Source organism: Pseudomonas sp. GW822-FHT02G04 (assembly GCF_058802085.1).
This window is the reverse complement of record NZ_JBXANU010000012.1, coordinates 78,733-94,838: the sequence shown is the minus strand read 5'-3', so window position 1 is coordinate 94,838 and position 16,106 is coordinate 78,733. Positions and strand designations below refer to the sequence as shown.

Below are 16,106 nucleotides of genomic sequence, written 5' to 3'. Positions count from 1 at the left end.
GGCGTAAGCCTCTGGCTTTTTATTAGGGGAATATCAATGAATGCAGGTTTTGGCTTTAAAGCTTCCATCTGTGCCGGCGCCGTAATTTTAATGGCCGACGAACTGCCGGAATCGGAGAGGTACGACGGTCTGGATGCACTGCTTTATTCTCAAACAGTAGCGTCTCATAAAGTTCCTGATTTGACAGAGTTCGAGTCTTGGGCTCACGCCGACAAGATGGCCATGAGAGTCATGGGCGCAACGTTGTTGGACGATCCCAGTGTCAGCCTTCCCGTGCCTTTGCCCGGCAGTTTTACCTTGGCTGAGCTGGCGCAACAGGTTCTGCGTCAGTGGATGCCTGCAGCGACTGCCGAGGCTTTGTACACAAATCTGGAACTTTTGTCTGACCAGGCAGTGACTTCCCCGGCGAACGAAGTGCTCCGAAAGTATGCTCTGCAGCAGGAACGGTGGATACGGTTCAAGATCGGTGTGCTCTCTCAAGGCATTGCCATGTCTGTTGCGGTGATATCTTTCGAGATTGATGAAGTAGTAGCTGATAACCTTCTTTGCCACCGTTTCAGCACTGAAAAAGTACCAGGGAACGTGTCGGTCACTGGCTACAAGGCGCTGATAGATCCAGAAGACTACGACCTTTCCCGAGCGAAAGTTATTTCATTGCTGGGCTCTCGGCGTCAGGAACAGATCATTCCGTTTATTTGATGTCGAGCCCCAGGGTTGAGTGCCTGCGATTCGCTTGTCGGTTCGGTCGACTGGCCATTCGACGGGCAGGTTTTTCATGCCGTCGGACAAAGCAGGCATAATACCGCGCCTTCGCTCCGCGAAGCGCCTTTCCCACACTGCCGGTCGCCCCTTTGAACGAACGCCCGATGTCCACCGCTTTACGCCCCTCGGCCTGCCCGGGGTTGCTGCGTATCGTCCAGGCGCTGGACGGCGGCATCTGCCGGATCAAATTGACCGGTGGCTCGATCAGCGCAGCCCAGGCTGAAGCGGTGGCCAGCGCGGCCGAACGGTTTGCAGGGGGCGTGATCGAGGCGACCAACCGGGCCAACCTGCAGATTCGCGGGATTGGCAGCGAGCAAACGGCCCTGATCGACAGCCTGCTCGCCGCAGGGTTGGGCCCGCGCACTGCTGCGGGCGACGATGTGCGCAACCTGATGCTAAGCCCGACCGCCGGGGTCGACCGGCACATGCTCTTCGACACACGTGCGCTGGCGGAACAGATCCTCACCACGCTGCAAAGCCATGAACGTTTCCACGAACTCAGCGCCAAATTTGCCGTGCAACTGGATGGCGGCGAGGCGTTGGCGATGCTCGAACACCCGCATGATTTGTGGTTGTCTGCTGCTGAGCAAGAGGGCGAACAGTTACTGGCATTCGGTCTGGCGGGTTGCCCCACGGACAAGCCCGCAGGCGCGGTTTCACTCGAGCAGGGGCACGCGCTGGTGGTTGCGGTGCTGGAATTGTTTCTCGACCTGGCGCGTCCCGATCAAACACGGATGCGTCATTTGCTGGCCGAATACCCGCTCGCAGAGTTTCTTGCTCGCCTGGCCGAGCAGGTGCGCTTGAAGTCGATTTCCGATTGGCAGCGTTCACCGAGTCCGGACGTGCTGCACATCGGCACTCATCCGCAACGTGAAATCGAGTATGTCTACATCGGCGCTGTACCTCCTTTGGGGCGACTCGATCCCGCCATGCTCAGGGGGGCGGCACAACTGGCGCGCGAGTTCGGCGATTCGAGCCTGCGTTTCACCCCATGGCAAAGTCTGTTGCTGCCCACGGTTCAAAAAGAGCAGGCACCCGAAGTCATTCGGCGCCTGGAACAACTGGGCCTGCTGTGCAAGGCCGATCAGCCCTTGTCACGGCTGATCGCCTGCACCGGTTCCGCTGGCTGCGCTAAAGGCCTGGCCGATACCAAGCGCGACGCCGTGCAATTGGCCGCGCTGTTGCGACGTCACGATCAAACGGTGCATGTGTCCGGCTGCCAGCGTTCCTGCGCCGTGGCCCATGTGGCGCCGGTCACGCTGTTGGCTGTCGCCCCCGGTTACTACGACCTCTATTTTCGCGATGCAGGGCAGCCGGGTTTCGGCGCCCTGCACGCACACAACCTTACTATTGAAGCGGTCGCAGCTTTGCTCGACGCCCGCTCACGGAGCGCCCTTGATGCTTGATTACATCCGCGACGGTCAGGAGATCTATCGCAACTCCTTCGCGATCATTCGTGCCGAGGCCAATCTCGACCGTATTCCGGCTGATCTGGAGAAACTCGCCGTGCGGGTGATCCACGCCTGCGGCATGGTCGAAGCCATCGACGGTCTGCAATTTTCCGAAGGCGCGGGCAAGGCCGGGCGCGATGCGCTGGCAGCCGGTGCGCCGATTTTGTGCGACGCGCGGATGGTCAGCGAAGGCGTGACCCGCGCGCGTTTGCCGGCCAACAACCCGGTGATCTGCACCTTGCGCGACGACAGCGTGCCGGAGCTTGCCCGTGAGTTGGGCAATACCCGTTCCGCCGCCGCGCTGGAGCTGTGGCGCCCGCATCTGGAAGGCAGTGTGGTGGTAATCGGCAATGCACCGACCGCACTGTTTTATCTGTTGGAAATGCTCGATGCCGGCGCGCCGAAACCGGCGCTGATCCTCGGCTTCCCGGTGGGCTTTGTCGGCGCCGCCGAATCCAAGGCGATGCTCGCGGCGGACAGCCGTGGCGTGCCTTTCGTCATCATGCAAGGCCGGTTGGGCGGTAGCGCCATGGCCGCCGCCGCCGTCAACGCCCTCGCCACGGAGATCGAATGATGCAGCAACCTGGACGTTTGATTGGCCTGGGCGTCGGCCCCGGTGATCCGGAACTGATTACCGTCAAAGCCTTGCGCCTGCTGCGCGAATCGCCGGTGGTGGCGTACTTCGTCGCAAAGGGCAAGAAGGGCAATGCGTTCGGCATCATCGAAGCGCATCTGCAAGATGCACAAACCCTGCTGCCGCTGGTTTATCCGGTGACCACCGAAGCGCTGCCGGCGCCGTTGTCGTATGAACAAGTGATCAGCGATTTCTACGATACGGCCGGTGAGCAACTCGCTGCGCATCTGGATTCGGGCCGCGACGTGGCAGTAATCTGCGAAGGCGACCCGTTCTTCTACGGTTCCTACATGTACCTGCACGATCGACTGGCCGAGCGTTACGAAGCCGAAGTCGTGCCGGGTGTTTGCTCGATGCTCGGTGGCGCTTCCGTATTGGGTGCGCCGCTGGTGTATCGCAATCAGAGCCTGTCGGTGCTGTCCGGCGTGCTGCCCCACGACGATCTCAAGCGTCGGCTGGCCGATGCCGATGCCGCCGTGATCATGAAGTTGGGGCGCAACTTCCCCAAGGTCCGTCAGGTGCTCGAAGAGCTCGGTCTGGCGCAGCGTGCGCTGTACGTTGAGCGCGCGACCATGGCCAATCAGAAAATCGTCCCGCTGGATCAGGTCGAGCCGATGTCCTCGCCCTACTTCTCGTTGATCATCGTTCCCGGTGAAAGGTGGCAAGGTTGATGTCCCGTCCCGTTCCGGCGATCGTCATTCTGGGCAATGGCAGCCTCGCGACCGCGCGCAAAATCCAGCAGGTGTATCCCGGCGCAATGATCCACGGCCTGGCCGAGCGGGTTGAGGGCGCGGACCGTGTCTATCACGAGTTCGGCGCCACCTTGCGCGAGCTTTATCAACAGGACACACCGATCATCGCTCTGTGCGCGGCCGGGATCGTGATCCGCACCCTGGCGCCATTATTGCTGGAGAAGGGCGTCGAGCCGCCGGTGCTGGCCGTGGCTGAGGACGGCAGCGCGGTGGTGCCGCTGCTCGGTGGTCTCGGCGGGGTGAACGTCATGGCGCGCGAGATTGCCGCCGGCCTTGACGTCGCGGCGGCGATCACCACCAGCGGTGAATTGCGCTTCGGCACTTGCCTGCTCAATCCACCAAGCGGCTACGCCCTGGGTGATCTGGAACTGGGCAAGCGCTTCGTCTCGGATTTGCTCGCGGGTCAAAGCGTGCGCATTGAAGGGGCTGCGCCGTGGCTTGATCAGGCACAGTTACCGGAAGATCCCCTGGCTCGGTTGTCGATACATGTCGGCAGTGCCGAGCGCACGCCTGCGGCCAATGAATTGATGATCTACCCGTGCAGCGTGCTGGTGGCGGTGAGCGCCGAGGTGGCGGACCTGCCGAGCGCCGTTCGAATGGCTTTGCATCAGGCGAAAATCGCCGTGCAATCGCTGGCGTGCCTGTTGGCCAGCGACCTGGACATGGCCAACCCTGCGTTGCGCGAAGCGGCGCTTGAGTTGGGCGTGCCGCTGCGGTTTGCGTCGGTCAGCGGCGTCAGCGAGTTGGCCCGCCACACCGTACCGAACGCCACAATCGTGACGGCGGACAGTGGGATCGCCATCGCGGTGGCCAGTCAGCCACTGGAGCTTGCGCAGATCGGTCGTGCGCGCGGTCGTTTGGCTGTGATCGGCCTGGGCCCTGGCGCTGCCGAACTGATGGTGCCGGCGGTCAAGGCCGAACTGGCGCGCGCTAATGACGTGCTCGGTTATGAAACCTACGTACGCATGGCCGGGCCATTTCGCGACGATCAGGTGCTGCATTGCACCGACAATCGCGAGGAAATGCAACGCGCTCGCCACGCCTTTGAGCTGGCGGCCCAAGGGCGCTCGGTGGTGGTGGTTTCATCCGGGGATCCGGGCGTGTTCGCCATGGCGGCGGCGGTGCTTGAGGCGTTGCACGAGTCGAGTGAGCCTGCATGGCACAGCGTTGATCTGGAGATCCTTCCAGGCGTTTCTGCTTCTCTGGCCACTGCTGCGCAGGCCGGTGCGCCGCTGGGCCATGACTTCTGTGTGATGTCGCTGTCGGACAACCTCAAACCATGGACGATCATCGAAAAGCGTCTGGACCTGGCGGCCGAGGCCGATCTGGCGCTGGCGTTCTACAACCCGATCTCCCGTGCACGGCCATGGCAACTGGGCCAGGCGCTGGACATCGTCGGCCGGCATCGAACGCCGGAAACGGTGGTGGTGCTGGGCCGTGACATCGGTCGCCCCGGCCAGACGCTCCGGGTCACGACGCTCGGCGAACTGACCCCCGATCAGGTCGACATGCGCACCATGGTGCTGATCGGCTCCTCCACCACTTGCGTGTTTCCTCGTGCCGAGGGCGGCAAGTGGGTGTATACGCCTCGTTGGTATGGCGACAAGCCAACATCATGAGTGTCGGCGGCCTCGCTGGAGGCCGCGTTTCAAAATGGCCTGGCGTTGATAAACAGGAAGTTTTTGCGGCAGGCGATTAGATGTCTTGATGTAAGTTTGTTTTTCTCTAGTGAAAAAGAAAACTGTCGAGTTTGTTGAAGGTTGCCTTTTCACCTGTCTTTTTTTTGTTGTGTTTGATGGCTTTAATGTTTCTGAGTGTTCGGTTGGTCATCAGTTGTTTGTTTTTTGCTTCCGGGCTGAAGTGCTGTTCAGTTAGTGTTGAATGAGCGTCGGATGCACCCATTCATTTTAATGGGTGAGGAATTTTTATTTTTACAGGGAAGTATCTTTTATGGGTGAGCAAACGGCTCGTCGTGTGAGCGGTTACGTCAATTTTATTGATTTATTTAAACTGTCTGATCTTGAGAAGGCGTTACAGGAACATAAAGGTACAGAGGAATACGATGCGGTATTTCGATATTACTTTTCTTGTATCGGCATGCTCGATTTTCCGAGAATGCTTCCACCGCTTGGTTTGCTGCGCGAAGCCCTAGGGGCTTTTGTTGAATCCAGGAGCCGGCATCGACGTGCTGTGGAAATGGAGCCGAAAGCTGCGCCGGAGGGCGCTGCCGCTCTGGGTCTGACTGAAATCCGCGACAGGGTCGAAGGCTTTCACACGCGGCTGTCCACCAGCATTGCAGAACTGTCTGCCGCAGCAACCGAAGTGCCGAAAAATCTACACTTCGTTTGGCTTGGAGGGGAGCTTGGAAATATTCAGCGCGACTACATTAATGTTTGGTGCAAGGTTTTGGCCGGGCACGATTATGCCGTGAAACTCTGGTATGACAGCGACGCGTTATTGGCCTATGAAACCAACCGGATCATTGTCGAGGCCGCGAAGGCCGATGCGATGATTAATGGCGGATATAGCACTGGAACATTTCTTGAACTGGGTGACAAATATGAGGAGCGAGCGATAGTTCTCAAGCAGCAAATGTTCGCACATATCAACAAGGCGGCAGAGCGCGGTGTTAAAGCGGATGACGCCCGAATTGATCTTCTGGTTCGTGGGTATGGCCAGGATAAAAAAGCCCTGGAAATTTTGCGGAAAAAGAACAGTCAGAGCCTGTTGGCATTGGTCGAGGCGGGAGTAGAGCTTCGCGACTTGGTGGAGAGTGCAACACCGCTGCACTTGCAGACCATTTATGAGCGGGAAATAAGTTTGCGAGGCAATTTTGCCGCCGCCTCCGATGTGGTGCGCATTGAAGCTTTGATGGCTGAAGGCGGATTTTACGCAGATGTCGATAACTTGCCACCTCTTGTGGAAAAGTTGGGCGATGTGGAGATCCGTCAATTCAGCAACGATGCGCGCCTGGGTGTGTTGCAGTTGATGCTCGATCAAAATCCTGGATGGATGCCAGGTCGAGCGGCGTTAAGAGATAAATATACAAACTATTTCGACGTGATCCCTGCACAGCATCGTCCGGCACTGGAGCATTTCGCGAAAAGTCGCCCGGACTTGAACAGCGTTTTTCGCGCCCCCCTCGAACGTCTCGTACGTCCGGACGGAATGCGGGCGGTTGCCGAGCAGGCCAGCCTGAGTAATGCGTTTCTCATGGCTCATGCCGGATCGGCAACATTGAGCGCTGTCATCGATCGTTTCAAACTCAACTATGAGATTGTTGATGCCACGGCCCGCTTGGCCGTGGAGAACCAGGTCGCCTTGATTGATAGCGAGGCCATGAGTGGTTTTGCGCGGGAGGTGGTCGAGAAAAAATTTGGCCCGTTGGATGCACTCCCGCCTGAAGAAGAACTCGCCCTCACTTTTTTGATGGAAGCCGCAGCGATTTACTATAGCGACGGCATTCGCCCCCAGAGCGAAGTGACAATCTATCTGACCGGGCCTGCGGCGATGCGCGATGCACTCGCGGATTACGCAAAAATCCACTACACACCTCCAGCAGCGGGGGTATGGCGAAAGGATGTGGCTATTGCCGCCGCCGCCATGGTGAACCGGGCCACCGAGGAGGAGCTGGATCATTCCTGGAAAGAGAACGAAAACGACACCGTCGAGTGGCTGCGCAAAGAAAAACAACGTTGGGAGGCCGGGCAATTCAAGGCGCGTTACGTCGGTAAGGTGGATCAATTACTAAACAGTCAGACAATCCATTTCGACCATGGCTGGCCAGTCATCGAAGGTCGGCATGTGATGTCGACCGAATTGCTGCAGTCCTTGGCGCAGCACCTTGGTGAGTCCTTTTTGCGAGCGATGAGCCAACGGGTCTCTGGTGAAGTGACTTTCGACAAGCAAGTGCAGCTGAGTTTTGACGAGCGCCAGTCCATCCTCACACAGGAGATCACGCTACCGCCATCGTTGGTCGGGGAGCCGGCAACCTTGGATCTGCCGCTTGATGAATTGCTTCATCGAATTGGCCGGGGCACTTTGCAGATTGAACAGCTTAACCCCTTGCAGCGGTTGTTGATCGGTTCGTTGCTGGGCGCGCGTGCAATGGATCAACGCAACTTTGAACACGTCAACGCACGCCTGGAAAACCTCGCCAACAATGTGTCCGAGTTGGGCGTGTCACACCGTTACGGGGCAATTGAACGGGAGCTGTTCAAAGAAAATCACCCCGCATTCGTTGCCGGGTTGGCCAGCGCTTCGATACCTTCCTTGGCGTTGTCCGAGACCAGCATTGAACTGAAGACACAGGCGCTGGAGGGGGCACTGACCTTGCTGCAATGGGGGCGTCAGGTCGCCAGTATTCAGCAGGTAGCAAAACTCGAATTCCGTGACCGGATTGCCGAGCGCATGGCCGATGTGCTGGAAAGTTTCGATCACGGCAGCTTCAAACTGGTGCCGCAGGATTTGTTGCTTCAAGGGGCCGGTGACCGGATCGCGGGGCGTTGCTACCCATTGGCATTGGCCATGGCGGCGGCGATCAGCAAGGGTGACGAAGCCGCCAACACCCTGCGTGAGCGGTTTTACCTGGCGGTCATTGAACCTGATAGCGGCCATTCAAAAGCGTTTGTAAGCATTATCGAGGAACTGCGCGATGTTGACGTCCATGACTTGGGCGGCCCGGTGGTGCGCTCCGATCTGGCACACGTCATTGCGACGCTCGAAGGTAAAACCGGCAGCAGCACCCTGATGCTCAACTCTGACAACCACTCGATGCTGGTGGCCAAAACACTCAGTGGAGGCCGCAGTACTTATCATTTCTACGATCCGAATTTTAGTGTTTTCGAGTTTGATACCGCTGAAGCGCTCAGCAAAGCGTTGACTAATTTTTTCGTTCGGCAAGAGATGGCCAAGCCTTACGCCGCTTATGGAGAGCCTGCGCGTCCAACCTTTGATTTGATTGAACTCGACGCTGGCCGACTCAATGAACGGGTACTGTCGTCGGGTGTCCGGGTGTCCAGTCTTTCCGAGTCGGGCAGCCTGCCCGAACAGGCGCCCCGGGCAAGACAGCGGCTGGCCAGCGCAAGAGGGCGGTCGTTGGTCAACAATGGGGTATTGGGCAGTTCGTTGCTGGAACTGGACGCTCACTGGTGGGGCGGGCAGATCGCGCAGGCGACATGGCAGCTACAGGAGAAACACGGGCTATCGTCGGCTGCCGTTGCGTTGTTTGAGACATTGGAGATCACCCCGACAGGCGCTTACAAAATCAGTCTGGTCAATAACGATCCTGCTCAGACCATTGTGCGTGTCACCACCGATGATCATCGACTCCTCAGGATTAAAAACTTCCTCTCGCAAACCTTCCATTCCTTGGCGGCTCAACCGCATACGCCGGCCAACTCGCCTGATCCTGTGGACGCCGGTAGCGTTCATACGCTCAATGCCGGTTTCACCGTACAGGCCTTGATGAACTCGCTGCGTCATCACGAAGGCGCGGCCGGCGGTAGCGACAAGGCACTGACCACTGCCATTCGCCTGCATGCCTACGTCAACTACGCCCAACTGGTCCATGGCAATGTGGTGGATGTGATTGGCGTTGTGACACTGGTGCGACAGGCCCTGGATGATGAAAAGCTGATCGCTCGCACCAGTGCGCCATTGGTGCAAAAGGCGTTGGGGCATGTGGCGAATGAAGGCGTTGGCACGGTGTTGGGAATGGTGAATGTCGGGTTTGATATTTACCAGTTGAGCCATGCCGGCAATGACATTGAAAAGGCGCAGTTCGGGACGCAATTGGCGTTCGACTCCGCGAGCGCCGTGTTGGGGGCGGCCGGGCTGGGTGCGGGATTGGCCGGCGCAGGTGCCGTATCTGCGGTGCTGGGCGGTGTCGGGGTGATTCTGGGCGGGTTGGCGGTGGGTGTCGCTGCGCTGGCCGAAGGGTTTGCCACCATTGCCGAGGAGGCCAAAGGGGTCGGCCTCTTTTTTGAACGACTGGAGAGGGCGTATCTTCAGGGCGGCTTTCACTTGGACAAGGCGTCGAATGCGTGGATTGCACATCCGTTGCTGGTGTTCACCGAACTGGATTTACGCACATCAACGGTCCATTTTGACAGCCCGAAACTGTTCCCGCTTCGGGATCATTTCGGGGTTCCGGATTACGATGAGGATTATCACCGCGCCATCGATATACGCCTGGGCCTTGAGTTGTCGGGCTCGGCGCTCTTCTCTCCGAAGCCTGGGCAGACGATCGTTTTGCCGTGCACACCCAAAACCTGGTATGGCTATGAGTACAAGTTGCTACCGTTTGTCACGTTTCGTCATGCTGGTGGATTCGATACGGCACGTCGGCTGGAGAAAAAGAACGAACAGGGGAAATGGCAGTTCCTGTTTTCCTTTTATTCGTTTCCGGGTGAATACGTTGTCCACCGACTGAGCCCTGTCTGCAAACCAACAGTTTTCAACGTTCGTCTCGATAACGTTGAGCGCTCGCTGGTGGTGCCTGTGCTACCCAAGGCATGGCACGGGCTGGTCTCCTATCGGATAGCCGGTGCCGGCGCTCAATGTTCCGTGCTGCTCAATCAGGGGGTGAGCCTTGAACTCGACGCGCCGGGTCATACGGCCATGCACTGGGTATTGCTGGCTACCTGGCTGGCGGAGACAGACATCCGGATAGAGCCCGCGGGTAGCCTCATGTTGGGCGCTCTGGCTGTGAAGTTCACAGGAAGCGGCGTTCACGATGTGTTGCTCAAACTGGCGGGTAACAAGATCGTGCGCGTTGATCTTGTTGCCCTGCAATTGGAGGTGATCGAAGAAACGGCCGATCCGGCGCTCGGAGAGCAAGCGTTGCTGGATCACTTCAAATCACTGGCTCGTGAACATCGACTGGCCATGCCTTACACCTCCGTACACAACTTTGTGGTGCCGTTTGAAAAGCCGGACGAACCGAGGACGGTGGCTGCGTATTACGACTCGGCTGAGGATCGTTTTCTGTATATCCGCGACCCGAATGTGCTGTTGGCCGACGAGGTCGTGTTGGGCGCGGTGGTCGAGGGCTCGGCCTATTTCTATCACCCCGAGAACTTCGATGTCTGGCAGGTCGACGCGATCACCGGCACGCTGCTCCAACGCTACCGTTTGCTGGTAAGAGAAGGCTTGACCATTGTCCGCTGTGAGGCCGTGGCCAATGGCGGCATTCAGATCGTGCAGCAGTCCATTCCAAAGGAAGGCCCGCATGATGAGCTGACATATATGATCCATGACGGTGCGGTGTTGCTTGGCTCGATCACCCGCGGTCACGATCCGGCATTGCAGGCTGTTCTACAGGTCAACACGCTCACGGACTGGAAGCAGGTGCTGGGCAACTATGTGTTGCCGGCAGAGTCCATCGATACCGTGAATTGGCGCCCCGGGGCGCTGGTTTCGATTTGTTGGCAGTTCGAAGACAAGTGGCACGATCTGGTCTGGGTCCGAGAGGTTGACGGGTTGATCATCCGTGCGCCGGCCCGACGTCGCCATGCGCGGGGATGGAAAGATTCGATTCTGAATAATCTTCGACTGATTGTTCCTGCCGGTGCCAAGGGCGAAGTATTTGTTACCTACGACCAGCCTGACCAACGCCTCGTGCGACAGCAAAGGTCGATGGTGGATGGCCGCGTGCAATGGTCTTCCACAGAAATTGCACCCTCGGGCCTGAATAATGTTGTCGCCGTTGAGCAGGGCTACCTGGCTCTGACCGAATCCGGTCTGTTCTTCAATGTGATGCCCGATGGCACGCTTCGATTGGGCGGACTCACCGACACCTGGTTCAAGGATCGAGCCCAGTGGTGGTCCGCACTGCCGCAAGTGTCGACGCGCTATCCAGTGTCGAGTTTCGCCCTCCTTGGGTTGACCAACTTTACGGGGGATGCCGGTTTGTGCGCCTGGTACCTGGACGATCGACTGTTGCTCTCGGATCCTGGCCATGGAAAAGAAGTACGGTTACTGAGTATTGCTCCAGATAATCAGGCCGCCTGGTTGTTCGATCTTTCAACGCACAAGATTTTCAGCCAGCGCTTCATTGATACGAAACATTTGAGTACGGCATTTGCCCAAGGCACCAGACTTTTGCAAGTAGAGGCATTGCCGGCCCCGATACAGGTGTGGGCCCCTTGGGACTTTACCGACGTGACGGTAGAGGGCGCGGGTCTGAGGGCGACGACTCTCGAAGGCGTGGAGGTGGATTTACAGCACAACGAACCGGTACGGGTTACGGGTGTGGACAGCCTCTGGGTCGCTGCACTGGACGGCCCATTGAGTGAGCGGCTGGCGGCGCTGGCGAACCAACATCGATGCGCCGATTTTCTGTCCGTCAAAGATCCTGACTACCTTCAATGGTATGTGGTCCGGACCGGACGATTGATCCGGATTCCGAAAGCCACCCTTCCTGCGCAATACACGCTGGTGGGTACCCGGCATCAAACCAATGTGATGCTGCACCAAATCGGGAATGGTTTGTTGCACACCTATCCGCAAAAAAATACGGTCGGGCCGCTTGAGTATATTCAGCGAAACGCCGAAGTACTGGTGGTCGAGGGGCTGAAGACGGCCGATGACCTTCTCCCGTTGATTGCCGATGATGTCAGCATCCTGGTGCTCAAAATGGGTCAAGGGACAACGACTGGCCGGCTGACCCAGGCGGCGTGGTTGAAACTTGAATCGGTTATCGTCGATTGTCGTTACCCGCTTGAGCACCCACCCTTGATTCCGGGGAAGCTGATTCTGGACGCTTCAATCATGGATCAGTTATGGGTCAGCCTGGTCGATGAACACCTGGTAATGAACGGCCTGGACAGCGGGCACAGTCTGATCTTTCGCGGTGTTTACTCATCGGATGTGACGTTGCGGGGGGACGTGTTCCTTGCGCTCAGTGGTTATCGATCGCGCGCGATTTCGGAAATAGTGACCGAGTTGCTGAGGCAAAAGGGCATTTCGGGCAGCGCAATGTTAACGGAGCTGATGTCGAATTATCAGATCGAGGCGCTCGCAGAATCGGCTTTTTAGAGCTCCTTGGCTGATTACGGCACCAGATAACCTTTCACCCCGGTGAAGATAATCTGTGCCGCCAGAGCGCACACGAACAATCCCATCAACCGGCTGACAATCTGCAACCCCTGGTCACCCAGAATCCGTTCGATGCGGTTCGACAAATACAGCACCACGCCAACGGTGAAGCTGGCGAGGGCGATACTGAGAATGGCCGTGAGTTTGTCGTCCCAATGCGGCTGGCTCACGCCCATCACCAGCAAGGCGCCGATAGTGCCGGGGCCGACGGTCAGGGGGATGGTCAGCGGGACGATGGTCACGTCCTGCTGCACATTGTCGGTCTGCACCACCGACTTGCCCTGAGCCATGCCCAGCGCCGAAATGAATAGCACGCTGCCGGCGCCGATGCGAAATGCATCCACGGTAATGCCGAACACGTCAAATATCACCCTCCCGAACAGGTACAGCAAGACGCTGGAAACCAGTGTGGCAATCGCCACTTTCCAGGCCAGGCGACGTTGTTCCTTGCGCGAATAACCGCGGGTCAGGCTGATGAAACAAGACAGCACGAAGAACGGGCTATAGAGCACCAACATCTTCAGGTAAACGCTGAACAACACGTGGAGCATGGTGCAAGCTCACTGGCGAGGGAGGTCGAGGGGGGGAGTCTATCAGGCGCTGTGAGGTCTGTCGGCTCAGGAAGTCTGAACTGCTGACCGGTTCTGTTGATCACGTTGGGCAACCCAGTGCTCGATCAGGTCGCGCAACTGCGACAGCTCGACCGGTTTGGCCATGTGCCCGTCCATGCCGGCCTGACGGGCGCGCTCTTTGTGCTCGGCAAGGATGTGCGCGGTCAACGCCACCACGGGGGTGCGAATCCGCTGGTTGCCGACTTCCCAGGCACGCAATTGCTGGGTGGCGGAGAAGCCGTCAAGGATTGGCATTTCGCAGTCCATCAGCACCAGGTCGTAACGCTGGGCCTTCATTGCCACCAAGGCTTCTTCGCCATTGCTGGCGGTATCCGGTTGCAGGTTGAGCTTGCCCAGCATGCCGCGGATGACCTTGGTCGAGATGCTGTTGTCTTCAGCCACCAGGATACGGAAATCGCTGGGCACCTTGACCGGAAGGGTAGGGCCTGTGGGCAGGTGCTGTGAGGTGGCCGGGCCGTTGTTGCGCTGGTTCAGTTCATCCGCCAGGGTGGTCTTGAGGGTGTAGCCGGCCACTGGCTTGGCGAGGATGCGCTTGATCCCGGAGTTGCGCGCGATGATCTTGCTCGGCGCGTTGCTGATGCCGGTGAGCATGATCAGCAGAATATCGTGGTTCAGGCTCGGGTCTTCCTTGATCTTGGCGGCCAGTTGCATGCCGGTCATGCCGGGCATGTTCTGGTCCAGCAGGACCACGTCGAAATAATCGCGCAGGTGTGCCTTGGTGCGCAGCAGCGCCAGCGCCTCCTTGCCGGACGGCACGGCGCTGACGTTCAGGCCCCAGGCGCTGCACTGCTGCACCAGCACCTTGCGACAGGTGTCGTTGTCGTCCACGACCAGTACGCGTGCGCCTTGCAACGGGCTGTCCAGGTCCGAGGTCGGGTGTTCGAGACGGTCCGGGTCCAGTGGCAGGGTCAGCCACAATGTGCTGCCCTGGTTGGCGCCACTCTTGATGCCGAATTCGCCCTGCATCAAACGGATCAGCTGACGGGCAATCACCAGCCCCAGATTGCCCCCCAGGCTGGTGGCCGAGAGGAAGTGTTTGCTGTGCAGCTCGGCGTGCATCAGCGCGTCGCGTTCTTCAGCTTCCATCGGCTGGCCGCTGTCCTGTACGGCGATGCGCAGCCGCGGTTTGGCGCTGCGTTCATCCAGGGCGACAACGATCAGAATCTCGCCTTCATCGGTTTTCTTCAGGGCGTTTTCCAGCAGGCTCAGCAGGGTCTGGCGCAGGCGCGTCGGATCACCGCTGATGACGCGCGGTACCTGTGGCTGGATAAAGCTGATCAGCTCGATGTTCTGTTGTTCGGCCTTGGCGCGGAAGATGCTCAGGCAGTCTTCGATCAGGGCATTGAGGTCGAACTGCACGTCGTCCAGCTCGATCTGCCCGGACTCGAGCTTGGAGATGTCGAGAATTTCGTTGATCAGCGTCAGCAGTTCGTTGCCGGCGCTGTGGATGGTCTGCACATAGTCGCGCTGCTTGACCGACAGCGGTGTGCCCAACAGCAGTTCGGTCATGCCCAGCACGCCATTCATCGGGGTGCGGATTTCGTGGCTGATTTTCGCCAGGAATTCGGCTTTGGCGTTGATTTCCGCATTGCTGGCAGCCAGGTCGCGACTGACGCTGAAACGGTCTTCGGTGATGCTACGCTGTCGCTCGCCCAGGGCCACACTCATCAACAGGCCACTGATACAGATAAATACCAGCAAGGTGATGATCAGGCCTTGCGGGGCGACAAGGGTCAGCCCCTGCAGCGCCGGCAGGATAATCAACGTGCCAAGGTTGAACACCACCATGGCCGCCACGAACAGGCGCGCCGGGCGATAACCTTTTTGCCAGTGATGGGCGCTGACGAACAGCATGCTCAGACCGGCCAGGGCAACCAGCGCGTACGTGATCAGGTTCAGCGGCAACGTGTTGACGAACAACAGCAGCAGGCCGCAGGCCACGATGAACAGGATGTTCCCCAGCAGCAGCTTGTTCAGCGGGTGTGGGCCCAGCGGGGCGAAGAAGCGGTAGGCAAACATCAGGCCGCAAGGCGCGGTCAGCAGCAAGGCGAGATAGGCACCGGGTGTTTGTACGACGGACCAGTTCGGCAGCCATGGTCGGGCCAGGTTCAGCAGTAGCACCAGGCTGAGCAGCAGCAATCCTTCGCACGCTGCCAGCCAGAGGCTGCTGCGCGAGCGGGTGTAGGTGTAGCGGGTCAGGTTATGCAGGATCAGCATCCCGAGACAGCCAAAGAGCAGACCGTAGATCAACGTCTGGTTCTGAGTGGCTGCACTCATGACCGCCGATTGCAGGGTGATGTAAGGCCGAAACTGGTGTTCGGAGACCAGTCGCATATAGACGTCGAGGGTTTTGTCGCTTTGTGGCAGCGGCAACATGAAGTCGCTGCTGGGCAGGGGGCGCTCAGCCTGAGGCTGCCCGGTGCCGGTATTCAATTGATCGATCAGCTGGTCGCCGTCGAGCACATACAGATTGAGGTGCGACAGGTCGGGTGCGAAGACCCTCAGCAACTGTTCGTGTTTGCCGGGTGCCAGCCTGAAACGCAGCCAAAGCGCACCCTCGGGCCCGGCCGCGGTGAGGCGGTCGAGTTCGATGGGGCTGAATTGATTGGTGTAGCGGCTGGAGCGGATGTCGCTCAGCTGCAGGTCGCCCTGTTCGTCGAGCAATACCGCCCAGCCACTGCCTTGCGTGGCCTGGGCCGGGAGCATGCAGAGCAAGGTCAGCAGAGTGACGGTGAAGCCTATGGCAATCCTGAGCCAGCGCACGGCGAAATCCCTT

8 protein-coding genes are annotated in these 16,106 nt (G+C 58.7%); 6 read left to right on the top strand and 2 right to left on the bottom strand.

From position 1 onward, the window contains the following. Positions 1-36 precede the first annotated feature (36 nt). From AC1RO5_RS16805 to AC1RO5_RS16780, 6 genes are all read left to right on the top strand, one after another. Entirely contained in the window at positions 37-699 is a 663-nt protein-coding gene (locus AC1RO5_RS16805; RefSeq protein WP_493176341.1) for a hypothetical protein, read from the top strand. Positions 700-866: 167 nt separating this feature from the next. Then, entirely contained in the window at positions 867-2,168 is a 1,302-nt protein-coding gene (gene cobG / locus AC1RO5_RS16800) for a precorrin-3B synthase (RefSeq protein WP_493176339.1), read from the top strand. Continuing rightward, entirely contained in the window at positions 2,161-2,787 is a 627-nt protein-coding gene (locus AC1RO5_RS16795; RefSeq protein ID WP_019650629.1) for a precorrin-8X methylmutase, read from the top strand. Before cobG ends, AC1RO5_RS16795 begins: the two co-directional genes overlap by 8 nt. Beyond that, entirely contained in the window at positions 2,787-3,518 is a 732-nt protein-coding gene (locus tag AC1RO5_RS16790; RefSeq protein ID WP_493176430.1) for a precorrin-2 C(20)-methyltransferase, read from the top strand. The genes AC1RO5_RS16795 and AC1RO5_RS16790 overlap by 1 nt, the downstream gene beginning before the upstream one ends. Beyond that, positions 3,518-5,218, top strand: a complete 1,701-nt coding sequence (gene cobJ / locus AC1RO5_RS16785) for a precorrin-3B C(17)-methyltransferase (RefSeq protein ID WP_493176337.1) — start codon at positions 3,518-3,520, stop codon at positions 5,216-5,218. The genes AC1RO5_RS16790 and cobJ overlap by 1 nt, the downstream gene beginning before the upstream one ends. Before the next feature lie 331 nt (positions 5,219-5,549). Then, entirely contained in the window at positions 5,550-12,638 is a 7,089-nt protein-coding gene (locus AC1RO5_RS16780) for a TcdA/TcdB pore-forming domain-containing protein (RefSeq protein ID WP_493176335.1), read from the top strand. A 14-nt stretch (positions 12,639-12,652) separates the two neighbouring features. Here AC1RO5_RS16780 and AC1RO5_RS16775 read toward each other — a convergent pair whose 3' ends face one another. Both AC1RO5_RS16775 and AC1RO5_RS16770 read right to left on the bottom strand, forming a co-directional pair. Then, positions 12,653-13,249, bottom strand: coding sequence for a MarC family protein (locus AC1RO5_RS16775; RefSeq protein WP_019582263.1), 597 nt, complete (start codon positions 13,247-13,249; stop codon positions 12,653-12,655). Between the two features lie 66 nt (positions 13,250-13,315). After that, positions 13,316-16,093 carry a hybrid sensor histidine kinase/response regulator gene (locus tag AC1RO5_RS16770; protein ID WP_493176334.1) on the bottom strand — a complete coding sequence of 926 codons (2,778 nt, stop codon included), beginning with the start codon at positions 16,091-16,093 and terminating at the stop codon, positions 13,316-13,318. Between the last annotated feature and the right edge of the window lie 13 nt (positions 16,094-16,106).